General features: G+C 27.1%; 12 protein-coding genes. 3 read left to right on the plus strand and 9 right to left on the minus strand.

Annotation, left to right across the window (positions count from 1 at the left end; translation table 11 throughout):
• The first annotated feature begins 405 nt into the window (after positions 1 to 405).
• The gene (gene rsmA, locus U0T59_00640) at positions 406 to 1,200 is read left to right on the plus strand and encodes a 16S rRNA (adenine(1518)-N(6)/adenine(1519)-N(6))-dimethyltransferase RsmA (GenBank protein XBC43438.1); all 795 of its coding nucleotides are present in this window, start codon (positions 406 to 408) and stop codon (positions 1,198 to 1,200) included.
• A gap of 64 nt (positions 1,201 to 1,264) precedes the next feature.
• A complete protein-coding gene (locus U0T59_00645) occupies positions 1,265 to 2,089 on the plus strand; it encodes a symmetrical bis(5'-nucleosyl)-tetraphosphatase (GenBank protein XBC43439.1) in 825 nt (274 codons plus the stop codon).
• Between the two features lie 15 nt (positions 2,090 to 2,104).
• Here the strand turns inward: U0T59_00645 and folA are convergent, their stop codons facing one another.
• From folA to ribF, 8 genes are all read right to left on the minus strand, one after another.
• Positions 2,105 to 2,599 (minus strand): type 3 dihydrofolate reductase, encoded by a 495-nt coding sequence (folA, locus tag U0T59_00650; GenBank protein ID XBC43440.1) that lies wholly within the window; start codon positions 2,597 to 2,599, stop codon positions 2,105 to 2,107.
• An 8-nt stretch (positions 2,600 to 2,607) separates the two neighbouring features.
• Positions 2,608 to 5,856 (minus strand): carbamoyl-phosphate synthase large subunit, encoded by a 3,249-nt coding sequence (gene carB / locus U0T59_00655; protein ID XBC43441.1) that lies wholly within the window; start codon positions 5,854 to 5,856, stop codon positions 2,608 to 2,610.
• Positions 5,840 to 7,027 carry a glutamine-hydrolyzing carbamoyl-phosphate synthase small subunit gene (gene carA, locus U0T59_00660; protein ID XBC43442.1) on the minus strand — a complete coding sequence of 396 codons (1,188 nt, stop codon included), beginning with the start codon at positions 7,025 to 7,027 and terminating at the stop codon, positions 5,840 to 5,842. The genes carB and carA overlap by 17 nt, the downstream gene beginning before the upstream one ends.
• A gap of 92 nt (positions 7,028 to 7,119) precedes the next feature.
• Positions 7,120 to 7,941 (minus strand): 4-hydroxy-tetrahydrodipicolinate reductase, encoded by an 822-nt coding sequence (dapB, locus tag U0T59_00665; protein XBC43443.1) that lies wholly within the window; start codon positions 7,939 to 7,941, stop codon positions 7,120 to 7,122.
• 18 nt (positions 7,942 to 7,959) lie between these two features.
• Positions 7,960 to 8,916 carry a 4-hydroxy-3-methylbut-2-enyl diphosphate reductase gene (ispH, locus tag U0T59_00670; GenBank protein ID XBC43444.1) on the minus strand — a complete coding sequence of 319 codons (957 nt, stop codon included), beginning with the start codon at positions 8,914 to 8,916 and terminating at the stop codon, positions 7,960 to 7,962.
• Between the two features lie 70 nt (positions 8,917 to 8,986).
• On the minus strand, positions 8,987 to 9,475 hold the full coding sequence (gene lspA, locus U0T59_00675) for a signal peptidase II (protein ID XBC43445.1): 489 nt from the start codon (positions 9,473 to 9,475) through the stop codon (positions 8,987 to 8,989).
• Positions 9,475 to 12,291: an isoleucine--tRNA ligase gene (gene ileS / locus U0T59_00680; GenBank protein XBC43446.1), complete on the minus strand. Its 2,817-nt coding sequence runs from the start codon at positions 12,289 to 12,291 to the stop codon at positions 9,475 to 9,477. Before ileS ends, lspA begins: the two co-directional genes overlap by 1 nt.
• Before the next feature lie 25 nt (positions 12,292 to 12,316).
• Positions 12,317 to 13,264 carry a bifunctional riboflavin kinase/FAD synthetase gene (ribF, locus tag U0T59_00685; protein XBC43447.1) on the minus strand — a complete coding sequence of 316 codons (948 nt, stop codon included), beginning with the start codon at positions 13,262 to 13,264 and terminating at the stop codon, positions 12,317 to 12,319.
• 218 nt (positions 13,265 to 13,482) lie between these two features.
• Between ribF and rpsT the strand changes: the two genes are divergently transcribed.
• Positions 13,483 to 13,746 (plus strand): 30S ribosomal protein S20, encoded by a 264-nt coding sequence (gene rpsT / locus U0T59_00690; GenBank protein XBC43448.1) that lies wholly within the window; start codon positions 13,483 to 13,485, stop codon positions 13,744 to 13,746.
• Between the two features lie 82 nt (positions 13,747 to 13,828).
• Here rpsT and dnaJ read toward each other — a convergent pair whose 3' ends face one another.
• Positions 13,829 to 14,968, minus strand: coding sequence for a molecular chaperone DnaJ (gene dnaJ / locus U0T59_00695; GenBank protein ID XBC43449.1), 1,140 nt, complete (start codon positions 14,966 to 14,968; stop codon positions 13,829 to 13,831).
• Positions 14,969 to 15,041: the final 73 nt, after the last annotated feature.

Consider the following 15,041-nt stretch of genomic DNA (forward strand, 5'->3'; position numbering starts at 1 on the left):
AATTCTTGGAAATTTATAAAAGTATTATATTAATGTTTAATACTAAATAGTTATCATGTTATTTTCAGTGATTTTTAGTATACCAATACGTTTTGTTTATTTTTTTAACACTATAATTTTTTAAAAAAATTAGTTCTTTTTTTGAATAAATAATTCAAGTTATGTGTAATATTTATTTTATTTATAGTATATAAAACTATTTGTGATCTCGAGTAGTTATTATATATGATTTTTTATTATCTTTAGTTAAATTTTTCAAATAAATTATATTAGTTAAAATAAAAGAGTTGGACGTGTAAAATTTATAATATCCTATTATAATGTAACATGTTAATATTGTTGCATCAACTAAACATAGAATTTTCGATTATATATATAATTTTTAAAATTTAATGTGAAGATATCATGATTCAGTTTAAATACAATAAACACATTGTAAAAAAGCAGTTAGGTCAAAATTTTTTAATAGATACTCATATTATTAATAATATTATTAATAGTATAAGTCCTAAAAAAACAGATATAATGATAGAAATTGGACCTGGATTAGGTGCATTAACTCTTGGTTTTAGTAACTTATTACATAAGTTATTTGTAATAGAACGCGATAAAGATTTAGTCACTCGATTACATGTATCTTTATGTGGAATAAAAAATTTAAAAATTTTTTCTAAAGATGTTTTAACATTTGATTTTTCATGCATAGAAAATAATTTTTATAATTCTATACGTATTTTTGGAAACTTACCATATAATATTTCCGTTACTTTGTTATTTTATCTTTTTAGATATGATAACATTTTTGATATGCATTTTATGTTTCAAAAAGAAGTGGCAAATCGATTGTTAGCTTTGCCAGGTACTAAAGATTATGGTAAATTAAGCATTATTTCTCAGTATTTTTGTAAAATAACACGTTTATTTGATGTTTCCCCTCGATCTTTTAGACCAGTTCCAAAAGTTTGTTCTACTTTCTTGAAATTAGTTCCTTATAAAAAAAAGCGATACTATATTAAAAATATGACTAATTTTAAAAAAGTTATTACATTAGCTTTTAGCAAAAGACGAAAAGTTATAAGAAATAGTTTATCTGAATTATTTAGTGAAGATATTTTAAAAAATCTTTCAATTGATCCTATGTTGCGTGCTGAAAACATATCAATTATGCAGTACTGTGTATTATCAAATTATATAAGTTAATCATAATTACAGGTTATGACGTAATATAACAATTTTTACAATAAAATATTTATGGGAAAAATATATGAGTACATATTTCATTGGTGATATCCATGGTTGTTATAATGAATTCATGAAGTTATTAGAACAAGTTTCTTTTAATGAAAAATTAGATCATTTATGGTTAACTGGGGATTTGGTTAATAGAGGTTCTAAATCTATTGAAGTTATGCGTTTTGTTTCTTCTTTAGGGTCTAATTTACATTTAGTGTTAGGGAATCATGACCTTAATTTGATTGCTATTCATGCAAACATTAAAAACAAAAAATCTAAAAATGATATTATTTCAAATATATTAAAATCTAAAGATATCGATTATTTAATGAATTGGTTGCGTAAACAATCATTGTTAAAAATTGATGAAACTAGAAAAATTATTATGGTTCATGCTGGAATTCATCCTTTTTGGAACATTAACATAGCTAAAAATTATGCTAAGAAGTTAGAATCAATTTTATGTCACAAAAATTATGATACTTTATTTAAAAGTATATTTAATAGTTCTATAGTAAAATATGTTGATAATTCATCTCGAGATTTGGATAGTTTGAGATTTAGTTTGAATGTTTTTACGAGAATGAGATATTGTTATTGCGATGGAACGTTAGACATGATAAATAAACAATCTCCTTCTATGGATACATTTCCTATGTTGCCTTGGTTTTCAATGAGAAATAATAATTTACAAGATTATTGCATATTTTTTGGTCATTGGGCTTCTTTAGATAGTAGTATTACTCCGAAAAGATTTATTTCTTTGGATACTGGATGTTGTTGGGGTGGATCACTTAGTATGTTTCGACTTGAAGATAAAAAATGGTTTCGTCAAAAATCTGAAATGCATATTTGATAAAAAATTCCTGTTTCATTTTAATGTACGTTCTAAAATTCGAAATTGAAAATTGTATTTATTATAATGGTTGATTTTGTGATCTTCTTTAAACACTGTATTCCAATTCATATGCTTATATTTTGGAAAATAAGCATCTCCTAGGATGTTGATTTTTATTTTTGTTAAATAAATTTTGTTAGTAATAGGTAGTATTTGAGAATATAATTGGCTACCTCCAATAATCATGATTTCATCTTTATGAATTGCTAATTGAATTGCTTTTTGGATAGAATTTACAAAGTATACATTATTATCGTAATTTGTTATATTTTTATGAGTTAATACTATATTTTGTCTCATTGGTAATGCAAATTTAATAGAATTCCAAGTAATTCTACCCATTATTATGCTTTTGTTAATTGTGTTTTTTTTAAACCAAATTAAGTCTAATGGTAAATACCAAGGTATAGAATTTTTATATCCAATTACGTAATTTTCTGACATAGCTACTATAATACTAATATTCATATGCTAGTCTAATGTTCGACATTTTTGTTGAGTAAACTTAAAATAGTTTTATGTCTGTCTTGTAGAGATATTACATTTTTTATAGGACATTCGTTAATAGCCATGATTGTAGCTAAAGCACCATTTAATGTAGTATCATAATGTACTTGATATTGTAAAGCATTTTGGCAAATTGATTTAGAGTCTATGATAGCTTGATTGCAGTCACTAGTATTTATAATATATATATATTCGCCGTTTTTTAGTCTGTCTTTTATGTGTGGTCTTCTTTCATGAACTTTACTTACTATTCTAACTTTTATTCCATTTTTTTGCAGAACTTTTGCAGTTCCTGTTGTTGCATCTAATTGGAATCCGAGATTGTTAAGTATATTAGCTAAATTAGAAATTTTATTTTTATCACTGTTTTTTACAGAAATTAGAATTCTTCCTGATTTTTTTATATTTATTTGTGCACCTAACATGGCTTTTGAAAAAGCTTCAGAAAAATTTTTTCCTATTCCCATAACTTCTCCGGTAGATTTCATTTCTGGTCCAAGAATAGGGATGGACCCTTGAAATTTGTTAAAAGGAAGTACAACTTCTTTTACTGAATAATAAGGTGGAATAATTTCTTTTATATAACCTTGTTGTAACAAAGTAGCTCCAATCATGACTTTTGCAGCAATTTTTGCTAATGCTATTCCAGTAGATTTTGAAACAAAAGGAATAGTTCTAGCTGCTCTGGGATTTACTTCTAATACGTATACTTTTTTATTTTTTACGGCAAATTGTACATTCATCAATCCTTTTATAGATAATGCAAATGCTAGCTGTTTTACTTGAGATCTAATAACGTTTTGAATTGTTATATCTAAGGTATATGCAGGCAAAGAACATGCAGAATCACCAGAATGTACGCCAGCTTGTTCAATATGTTCCATGATTCCGCCAATTAAAACATTTTTTCCATCACAAATAGCGTCTACATCAATTTCAACAGCACTTTCTAAATAATGGTCTAATAAAACTGGTTCTTGAGTTTTAGAAGTGATAGAGTTTTTAAAGTAAGTTTTTAAGGATTTTTCGTCGTAAACTACTTCCATGGCGCGTCCACCTAATACATATGATGGTCTAATCATAATTGGGTATTGTATAATTTTAGATTGTAAAATAGCATCTTTTAGATTCGTAACAGTAGCATTAGCTGTTTGTAATAGTCCTAAATTAGATATGATTTTTTGAAATTTTTTACGATTTTCTGCTTTATCAATTGAATTGGGATTAGTTCCTACAATAGGAATACCTTCTTTTTCGAGTTCTTTGGCTAATTTTAAAGGTGTTTGACCTCCATATTGTATGATTATACCATCAGGTTTTTCTATTTTTGCAATTTCAAGAATTGTTTCTAATGATATTGGTTCAAAATATAATCTGTCTGATATGTCATAATCAGTTGATACTGTTTCTGGATTACAATTAATAATAATAGTTTTAAATCCGTTTTCTCTTAATGCTAGTGACGCATGTACACAACAGTAATCGAATTCAATACCTTGTCCAATTCTATTAGGTCCTCCTCCTAAAATTATGATTTTTTTGTCATGATGAATAGGTTTTGATTCGCATTCATCTTCCCATGTAGAATACATATATGCTGTTTCACTTTCAAATTCTGCGGCGCAAGTATCAATTCTTTTGTATATTGGATGTAAATTCAATTTGTGTCTAATGTTTCTAATTTCTTTTTCAGATTTTTTAGTTAAAATAGATATTCTTAAATCAGAAAATCCTTGTCTTTTGAGTTCTCTTAAGGAAATATAATCAATATCTTCTATATTCATTTTTTCTATTTTTGTTTCTGTTTCTATTATGTTTTTTATTTGAGTCAAAAACCATTTGTCAATTAATGTTAAGTTGAAAACTTCGTTGATAGACATTCCTATACGAAATGCATCTCCGATATACCATAATCTATCAGATCCTGCTTCTCGTAATTCGTGACGAATTTTTTGTATGTTTTTTGTTGTATTTTTTTTTATTTTTTTATCAAAACCACTTGCTCCAATTTCTAGTCCTATTATAGCTTTCTGTATAGATTCTTGAAAAGTTCTTCCAATAGCCATTACTTCTCCTACAGATTTCATTTGTGTTGTTAGTCGATCATTACAACCTATAAACTTCTCAAAATTAAATCTGGGTATTTTAGTAACTATATAGTCCATAGTAGGTTCGAAAGAAGCTGTTGTATTTGATCCTATTAAATCATTATTTAATTCATCTAATGTATATCCCACAGCTAATTTTGCTGCAATTTTAGCGATTGGAAAACCAGTTGCTTTAGATGCTAGTGCAGATGATCTAGATACTCTTGGATTCATTTCAATAACAATCATTTGTCCATTTTTTGGATTAACAGCAAATTGGACGTTAGCTCCACCTGTTTCTACTCCAATTTCTCTTAAAATTAATATTGATGCATTGCGCATTATTTGATATTCTTTATCAGTTAGAGTTTGAGCTGGAGAAACAGTTATAGAATCACCGGTGTGTATTCCCATAGGATCTATATTTTCGATAGAACAAACAATTATACAATTATCGTTTTTATCTCGTATTACTTCCATTTCATATTCTTTCCATCCGATTAAAGATTCATCAATTATCAATTGTTTTGATGGAGATAAATTTAATCCTTGTTCACAAATTGTTTTAAATTCTTCGTAATTATACGCTATTCCGCCTCCACTACCCCCCATAGTGAAAGATGGACGAATTATTGCTGGAAATCCTATTTTTTTTATAGCTTGTAATGCTGTTTGTATATTGTATATAATTTCTGATTTTGCAGTATGTAGTCCTATTTTTCTTATAGATTTTTCAAATAATTTTCTATTTTCCGCTTTTTGAATAGCTTCAATAGTAGCTCCTATTATTTTTACTTTAAACTCATTGAGTATTCCATTGTTTTCTAGATCTAACACGCAGTTTAAAGCAGTTTGTCCTCCCATAGTAGGTAAAATAGCATCTGGTTTTTCTTTTTGAATGATTTTTTTAATTATTTTCCAGTGGATAGGCTCAATGTATGTAGAGTCAGCTATGTCAGGATCAGTCATAATAGTTGCTGGATTAGAATTAATTAAAATGATTTTGTATCCTAGTTCTCTTAGGGATTTACATGCTTGAGTTCCGGAGTAATCAAATTCACATGCTTGTCCAATTACAATTGGTCCAGATCCAAGTATTAAAATAGATTTTATATCAGTACGTTTTGGCATTTTTTCCTTCAAGTATAATGTTATATTTGTGGTTTTTTACAAGGGTTATGAATTGATCGAATAGTGTTATGGCATCATGAGGTCCTGGACTTGCTTCGGGATGCCCTTGAAAACTAAAAGCATTTTTGTTTATTACTCGCAATCCTTGTATACTTCCATCGAATAGAGAAGTGTGTGTTATTTGGATATTTTCTGGGAGATTATTAGGATTAACTGTAAAATTGTGATTTTGTGAAGTAATCATAACGATATTAGAGTGTAGTTCTTTAACAGGATGATTTCCTCCATGGTGTCCAAACTTCATTTTTATTATTTGTGCTCCATTAGCTAATGCTAATAATTGATGTCCTAGGCAAATTCCGAATATTGGAATGTTAATTTTCAAGAATTTTTTAATCGAATTAATAGCATAATGACATGGCCTTGGGTCTCCTGGTCCATTAGATAAAAAAATTCCATCTGGTGATAGTTTAAAAACTTCTTGAGCAGAAGTGTTTGCAGGTACAACTGTTAGATAGCATTGTCGGTTTACTAACATCCGCAATATATTTCTTTTTACTCCAAAATCATATACTATAATATGAAATATTGCTTTTTTTTTAAGAGATAATTTTTTAGAATGGTATGTGGTGGCGATTTCTCCTTTATTCCATGTATAAGAAGATTTAGTACTTACTATTTTTGCTAGGTCTTGATTTTTAGAGTTTTTTAAGCTACAAATTTTATTTAATGTTTCAGAAAGGTTAAATGTTTTTTTGGTAATAATACAACCATATTGAGATCCAGAAATTCTAAGTATTCTGGTTAATTTTCTTGTATCAATATCAGAAATCGCTATAACTTTATTTTGTATTAAATATTTGGATAAACTTATTTCACTTCTATAGTTACTAAATCTAATCGAGAGATTGCGAATAATTAATCCATTTGCATGAATAGTATCAGATTCGCAATCATTTTTATTAATTCCAATATTACCTATATGTGGATAAGTAAAGGTAATAATTTGATTAAAATAGGAAGGATCTGTTAAAATTTCTTGGTATCCCGTCATGGATGTATTGAATACCACTTCACCTAGTGCTTCTCCTGGTATTCCTATTGATTTACCATAAAAAGTGGTTCCATCACTTAGAATTAATACTGCTTCTGACGATGACATTGTTGTCATGTTTTGAAAATTCTCCAATGGTATTATATAATTACCTTGTTTTTTAGTAGATATTTGTTTTTAATGCAGGATATGTTACATATTATATAAAGTTATATATTTAACACATTTGACATGTTAAATAATCCTGCTTTTTTTTGCAACATTAACCATATTGCAGCTTTTATTGCTCCTCTTGAAAAAGTTAATCTATTAGTTGCTTTATGAGTAATTTCTACACGTTCACCAGGATTGGCAAAAATTACCGTGTGATCTCCTACTATATCACCAGCTCGGATAGTTGAGAAACCAATTTCGTTATTTTTTCGTTTTCCTGTTAAACCTTTTCTTATATATACAGCTTTTTTTTGCAAGTTCCAATTCATTTCGTTAGATATTGTTTTTCCCATTTCTATAGCTGTTCCAGAAGGAGCATCTTTTTTTGCGCGATGATGTGCTTCTACAATTTCAATATCAGAGTATTTTCCAAGAACTTTAGTAGTTGTTCGTAATAAATTGAGTATTAAGTTAATTCCTATGCTGTAATTTGGTGAAAGAATAATACCAATATTTTTAGATGATATTTTGATTTTTTTTATGTCGATATCAGATAATCCAGTTGTCCCGATTACAATGTTTTTATTATTTATAGAACAAATATTGAGATTTTTCATTGTATTTTGTGGATTGGTAAAATCTATTAAAATATCGAAATTATTAATTTCTTTTTTTAAAGAATCAGAAATAAAAATACCAGTTTTTTTTGTGCCTATAACGTTTCCTATATCGTGTTTAATTGAGGTGTGTCCTGGTTTTACTATGGCAGCGCCGAGAGATATGTTTTCGTAATTCCCAGTACATATTTCTTTTATTAAACTTACTCCCATCTTTCCAAGTGCACCTGATATAGCAATTCTAAATAATTTATGTTGCATTTTTTACGTTTCTTTTAATCAAAGGTTAGTAATATTTTTTATTTTTTTTAGTTCTTTAGGCATATGAAATATGATATTTTCTTTTATTCCAGATATTTCTGTGACAGTGGAATGTTTTATTTTTTTTAGTTTTTTTATTACTTTTTCTATAACAACATTTGGAGTGGAAGCTCCGGCTGCTATTCCAATAGATTTTATATTATTATCCCAATGATTTATATTAATATCATTTTTAGAATCTATTAAAATGGAATTTTTTTTTGTTTTTTTTGCTAATTTAAAAAGCTGATTAGAATTAGAAGAATGTTTTGATCCTATGATTATAATAGCGTCAGATATTTTTGATAGTTCTTTTACTGCTATTTGACGATTAATAGTAGCATAACAAATATCTGGATTTTTAGGATTAGTAATATTAGGGTATTTTCTTCGTAATTCTGAAATAATAGGATTAATAACTTCTAAAGATAGTGTAGTTTGAGTCATAAACGTTAAGTTGTTTGGTTGTTTAACTTTTAATTGCGAAACGTCTTTGATTGATTCTATAAGATAAATATTACCATTGGCATTATTATATTGTCCCATTGTACCTTTTATTTCTGGATGTTCAGAAGTTCCTATAAGTATTACTTCAAACCCTAAATCACTGGCTTGTGATACCTCTTTGTGTACTTTTTTAACGAGTGGACAAGTTGCATCAATTATTTTTAATCTTCTTTTTATAGCTCGATGCTTAAAATTTTTAGATACTCCATGTGCTGAAATAATTAGTATTGATCCAACTGGAATAAGATCGATATCTGGACTAAAAATTACTCCTTGAGATTTTAAACAGCTAGTTACATAAGTATTATGTACTATTTCGTGATTTACGTAAATAGGTTTTCCCCAGATTTTTAATGCAGCATTAACAATGTTAATAGCTCGTTTTACACCTGCGCAAAAACCCCTTGGATTTGCTAAAAAAATATTCATATGTATGTAAGGATGTAATATAATGTTTATATATGATTATTAGAATGTATATATGTGATATACATATATGTTATTTTTTTTCTTTTTTTAAAAAGTAAATATATATTACTAAAATACTACCTAAGAAAATACTAATATCTGCTACATTAAATGTAGCAAAATGCCAATTATTAATATGAATGTCAATAAAGTCTATTACAAATCCAAAGTATAGTCGATCTATCATATTGCCTATTGCTCCACTAATTATTAGAGTATAAGCAAAGCTATAATATTTTTTATTTATTTGTATGAGATAGATTATTTTCAATATTGCAGCTATAGTAACGATATCTACTAAGAGTAAAAAATATTTATATTTTTGACTTATTTCAGAAAAAAAGCCAAATGCTAATCCATAGTTGTGTATATGAAAAATATTTAATATTGGGTTGAGTTTTTGTATTTCAAATAATAGTAAATTATTGATTATCCATCTTTTGCTTGAAATATCTAGTGATATTACTAGAAGAAAGATGCTGAATAAAAATATTTTATTTAAAGTTAGTAATTTTTTCATTATAGAAATTTACGTATTTCCCCTAATCCAGTAATATTTGAAATACATCTTTTACATATTTTTGATTCAGTATTAATGTCATTAGAGTTAGAAATAATATGCCAGCATCGCATACATTTTTCTCCATGCATTTTAGAAATGTGTATTTTAAGGTTTTTTACTAATTTGCTTTTTATAGCATAATTAGGGGCAGAAGAATAATTGTTTATTTGAATTTTTGATGTTAAGAACAAAAATTGTAATTCGTGGTTTAATAACTTTAGTTTTTCTTGAATATTATCGTCAACGTATAGTTGAATAAATGATTCCAAAGAATTTCCTATTATTTGATTTTTTCTTACATGATCTAAAACTTTGTTTACTTCACTTTTGATAGTGAATAATTCATTCCAGTATGTGTTGTTCATAACATTGTTATTATTTAAAGGAAACAGTTTTTTTAGCCATTCTTCAGTAAATACAGATTTGTTCTTTTTTCCTGGTAAATAGTCCCATAATTCATCTGCAGTAAAAGATAAAATAGGTGCTATCCATCTTATAAGTGAATTTAAAATTAAATATATAGCACTTTGGCAACTTTTTCTTGAAATGTGGTTAGATTTTATTAAATATTGTCTATCTTTTATTATGTCTAAATAGAAAGCACTCATTTCTATAGAGCAAAAGTATACTATATTTTTTATTACGTCGTGGAATTTATAATTATCATAACTATTAATTATTTTATTCTGTGTGTCAAGAGTTTTTCCTATTGCCCATTGATCTAACATGATCATGTTTTTAGGGGCAATTAGTTCTTTTTCAGGATTGAAATCATATAAATTTGAAAGAAGAAATTTTGCTGTATTTCGAATTTTTCTATAAATTTCTGACGTTTTTTTAAGTATATTTTCAGAAATAGAAATTTCTTTGGAATAGTCAATAGAAGCTGTCCATAATCTTAATATATCAGATCCAAATGTCTGGATTATAGTGTTAGGATGAACAGTATTTCCAATAGATTTAGACATTTTTTTTCCTTTTTCGTCTACAATAAATCCATGTGTAATTACCATATGATACGGGGGTATATTGTTGATGGCTGTGGATATTATTAGAGAAGACATAAACCAACCTCTATGTTGATCTGATCCTTCTATATATAGATCGGAAATATTTTCATGATGAAATTTATTTTTGTATATGTCAGATAGTGTTATAGATCCAGATTCAAACCAAATATCTAAAATGTCTGTTACCTTAATATAGTTTTTTGATTCATCACCTAATAATATTTTTGGATCTACTTCGAACCACGCTTTAATACCTACTTCTTTTACCTTTTCAATAATGTCCTTGATAATTAGAAATAGTTTTGGATGTATTTTTCCTGTTTTTTTGTGAAAAAAAATAGGAATAGGAACTCCCCAAGTTCTTTGTCTAGATATGCACCAATCTGGTCGATTAGATATTAAACTAATCATTTTTTCCTTACCCCAGTTAGGAATCCATTTTACTTTTTGTATTTGTTTTATGCAATTTTCTTTCAAATTTTTATGGTTCATATTAATAAACCATTGTTGGGTAGCTCGAAAAATGATTGGAGTTTTATGTCTCCAACAATGTGGATAGTTATGATTAAAAAGTTCGGTTTTTAGTAAAGAATTGTTTTGTTTTAATAGTTCGAGAATAATTTTTATGGATTTTACAATATTTATTCCGTTTAATTTAGGATGAATATCGTTTTTAAAATTTCCATTATCATCAATTGTTTTGGTTATGTTAATGTTGTATTTTTTGCTTACATTATAATCATCATTGCCGAACTCTGAAGCTGTATGTACCGCTCCTGTTCCTAATTCTAGAGTTACATGTTCTGATAAAATTATGGGAATAACAATATTTAAGAAAGGGTGAATAAATTTTATGTTTTCAAGAAGTTTTCCGGATACTGTGTTTAAAATTTTCCAGTTTTTAATTTTACATTTTTCCATAGTTTTTTGAACTAGGGTTTTTTCTAATATTAATATATCATTAGGTGTTTGAATAAGTTGATAGTAAAAATTGGGATTAAGTGTAATGGCTCTACTTGCTGGTAAACTCCAAGGTGTAGTAGTCCAAATAACTATATGTGTTATATTATCAAGGGTAGTAACGTTAAATACATTTTTTATTATATTATTATCAATAATTTTAAATTTTACAAAAGTAGAAAGAGATGATTTGAAATGATATTCAATTTCTGCTTCTGCTAATGCTGAGCGACAATTAATACACCAATTAACTGGCTTAAAATCTTGGTATATATACCCTAATTCAATCATTTTAGCAAAAGTTTGCATTATGCGTGCTTCATTTGCAAAACTCATGGTTAAATATGAATTATCCCAATCTCCTAAAACTCCTAATCTAGTAAATTCTTGTTTTTGGTTTTTTACTTGATTATGCGCATATTCTCTACATTGATTTTGAAAATCATTTGTAGTATTATTTTTTTTCTTTTTCTTATTTTTTTTTTCAATTTTGTGCTCGATGGGTAATCCATGACAATCCCAAGATGGAGTATAAGGGGCATCAAATCCTGACATATTTTTTGATTTAACTATAATGTCTTTTAATATTTTATTGACTGCATGTCCAATATGAATTTTTCCATTAGCATATGGAGGTCCGTCATGTAAGAAAAATTTTTTTTTGTTTTTTTTTATTTTTCTAATAACTTCATAAATTTTGTTTTTATTCCATTTTTTAAGAATGTCTGGTTCTTTTTTAGACAGATTTCCTTTCATGGAAAAGTTAGTCCGGGGTAGGTTTAAAGTTGATTTATAATCAGTCATTGTGTTCTCTTATTTTTTATAATATTTATGATATGTTTTGAGGATGACTATCAAAATACAAATTTGCTGTTTTAATATCATGTTGAATTTGCATTTTTAATTCTTCTACAGAAGAAAAACAAAATTCGTTACGAATTTTTTTAATAAATATAACTTCTATGTATGTTTTGTATAGATTCATTGATACATTTATTAAATGTACTTCGAGTTTTTTTTTAGTTCCAGACATAGTTGGTTGAGTTCCAATATTTGCTACTCCTAGGAATGTTTTTTTTGATGAGGGTATGAATATTTTTACTATAAAAACACCATTAATTGGAGCTACGTTTTTATTTAGTATAATGTTAGCTGTTGGAAATCCTATTAAAGATCCATTTTTTTTTCCATTAATAACTCTTCCTGAAATGCTAAAAGAACGTCCTAATAGCATTTTGGCTAATTTTAAATTATTATTTTTTAGTGCTGATCTGATAGCTGTGCTACTGATTTCCATACCATGTGTTGTAAGAATTTTAGTCGTATAAACTTCAAAGTTGTAGTGTTTTCCCATATTTTTTAAAAAAGTAGTATTTCCTTTTCTTTGAGCTCCAAAACAAAAATTTTTTCCAATTGCTAAAAAACATACATTTAGTTTTTTTATTATTATGTTAGTAACAAAATTCATAGGACTAATACGAGAAAAGACACGATTAAAATAAATACATAATATTGTGTCAATGTTCCATTGAGATAAGTATTGTATTTTTTCTCGAAACTGCATAAGACGAATAGGAGGATTTTCAGGATAAAAAAATTCTTGCGGTTGAGGTTCAAAAATAGCAATAGTAATTGGTTTTTTATATTCTTTTTTTTTCTTACAAAGTAAGTTTAATAGTTTTTGGTGACCTAAATGTATTCCATCAAAGTTTCCTATTGTTAATATACAAGGATTAGTTTGAAATTTGATGTTATTTATGTTACGTATTAGTTTCATAGTAATGGTTCTTAATAATACAATTTTATGTTAATTTTTTTTAAGATTAAAAAATAATGTTTTATGTTATTAATCATTGATTTTAGACTATTTAGAATCATCAGTGATTGTGTTAAAATGATATATGAATATTATATATTTTACTTTATTTTACAATATCATATAATGTTTATGAATTTATTTTAAACTATTTTATAAAAATTTATATGGGAGTTATTTTGGCAAATTTGAAAGCATCCAAAAAAAGTGCAGTAACATCTGAACAAAAGAGATGTTTTAATTCTAGTAAAAAATCTAGAATAAAAACTTTTATAAAGAAAGTAAATGTTGAAATATTATTGAAAAATAAAGAAAAAGCTAAGTTAGAATTTAAAAAAGCTCAATCTATTTTAGATAGATATGCTACTAAAGGTATAATTCACAAAAACAAAGCAGCGCGACATAAATCAAATTTAGAGCGTAGAATAAAGTTGATAGTTTAATATTATTCAGGATTATAATAATATTTATTTTTTAAAATTTGCTTCCATACGGTTAGTTATATAGAAGCAAATTTTTTAAAGTTTATTTAGTAAGATCATCAAAGAACCTTTTTACTCCTTCGAAAAATCGTTTTGATCGAGGACTATTTTTTTCTCCTTTAAAACCTCCGAAACTTTCTCCTAGTTGGTATAAAAGATATTTTTGTTTTTCGCTTAGATTTACTGGCGTTTCTACAACTACTCTACATAATAAATCTCCTTGTTTCTTGTTTCTTATAGATTTTACTCCTTTTGCTTTTATTCTAAATAATTTTCCTGATTGTGTTTCTGATGGTACTTTTAATTTAACTTTTCCATCTAATGTTGGAACTTCGATTTCACCACCTAAAGCAGCCATAGAAAAATTTATTGGTACTTCGCAATATAAATTATTGTCTTCACGTTCGAATATAGGATGTTTTTTTACTGTTATTTGAACGTATAAATCCCCAGAAGCAGCTCCATTTTCTCCTGCTTCGCCTTCGTTATTTAAGCGAATGCGATCATCTGTATTTACTCCAGGAGGGATTTTAACTGATAGAATTTTGGATTTTTCTGTTCTTCCATGTCCATTACAGGCATGACAAGGAAATTGTATTACGTTTCCTTTACCTTGACATTGTGGACATGTTTGTTGAACAGTAAAAAATCCTTTTCTTGTTTGTATTTGTCCACTTCCATAACATTTTTGGCAATTTGTAGGTTTGGATCCAGATTGAGTTCCATATCCATAACATGATTGGCAAGTTTGTAAAACTGGAATATGAATTTCTTTTATTACTCCTCGAACAGCTTCTTCTAAAGTTAGCAGCATATTGTAACGTAAATCAGATCCTTTAGAAGCTCGTTGTGTTTTATTTCCACTAAATATGTCACCAAACACGTCACCAAATATATCACTAAAGTCCGCGTTAGTACTAAAACTGTGAGTAAACGTATTGTTGTTTGCATTTCCTTGTTCAAATGCAGTATGTCCATATTGATCATATGCGGCTCTTTTTTTTGAATCGTTCAGAACTTCATACGCTTCTTTAATTTTTTTAAACTTTTCTTCAGCTGTTTTATTACCTGGATTTCTATCAGGATGATATTTCATAGCTAATTTTTTGTATGCTTTTTTTATTTCTCTTTCTTCGGATGATTGATTAACTCCTAAAATTTGGTAATAATCTTGTTTTGGCATTCGTTCTTTTCCCAATTTTACATATGTGTTAACGAGCATAACAAGTATTTTATGCTCGTTTTTTGTCATTTTG

This window comes from Buchnera aphidicola (Meitanaphis flavogallis) (genome assembly GCA_039830035.1).
Classification (GTDB): Bacteria; Pseudomonadota; Gammaproteobacteria; order Enterobacterales; family Enterobacteriaceae; genus Buchnera_B; species Buchnera_B aphidicola_AZ.

Bases quoted from the DNA above. Each gene is read 5' to 3' on its own strand.
- rsmA (XBC43438.1), top strand. From the start codon at position 406: ATGATTCAGTTTAAATACAATAAACACATTGTAAAAAAGCAGTTAGGT.
- U0T59_00645 (XBC43439.1), top strand. From the start codon at position 1,265: ATGAGTACATATTTCATTGGTGATATCCATGGTTGTTATAATGAATTC.
- folA (XBC43440.1), bottom strand. From the start codon at position 2,599: ATGAATATTAGTATTATAGTAGCTATGTCAGAAAATTACGTAATTGGA.
- carB (XBC43441.1), bottom strand. From the start codon at position 5,856: ATGCCAAAACGTACTGATATAAAATCTATTTTAATACTTGGATCTGGA.
- carA (XBC43442.1), bottom strand. From the start codon at position 7,027: ATGACAACAATGTCATCGTCAGAAGCAGTATTAATTCTAAGTGATGGA.
- dapB (XBC43443.1), bottom strand. From the start codon at position 7,941: ATGCAACATAAATTATTTAGAATTGCTATATCAGGTGCACTTGGAAAG.
- ispH (XBC43444.1), bottom strand. From the start codon at position 8,916: ATGAATATTTTTTTAGCAAATCCAAGGGGTTTTTGCGCAGGTGTAAAA.
- lspA (XBC43445.1), bottom strand. From the start codon at position 9,475: ATGAAAAAATTACTAACTTTAAATAAAATATTTTTATTCAGCATCTTT.
- ileS (XBC43446.1), bottom strand. From the start codon at position 12,291: ATGACTGATTATAAATCAACTTTAAACCTACCCCGGACTAACTTTTCC.
- ribF (XBC43447.1), bottom strand. From the start codon at position 13,264: ATGAAACTAATACGTAACATAAATAACATCAAATTTCAAACTAATCCT.
- dnaJ (XBC43449.1), bottom strand. From the start codon at position 14,968: ATGCCAAAACAAGATTATTACCAAATTTTAGGAGTTAATCAATCATCC.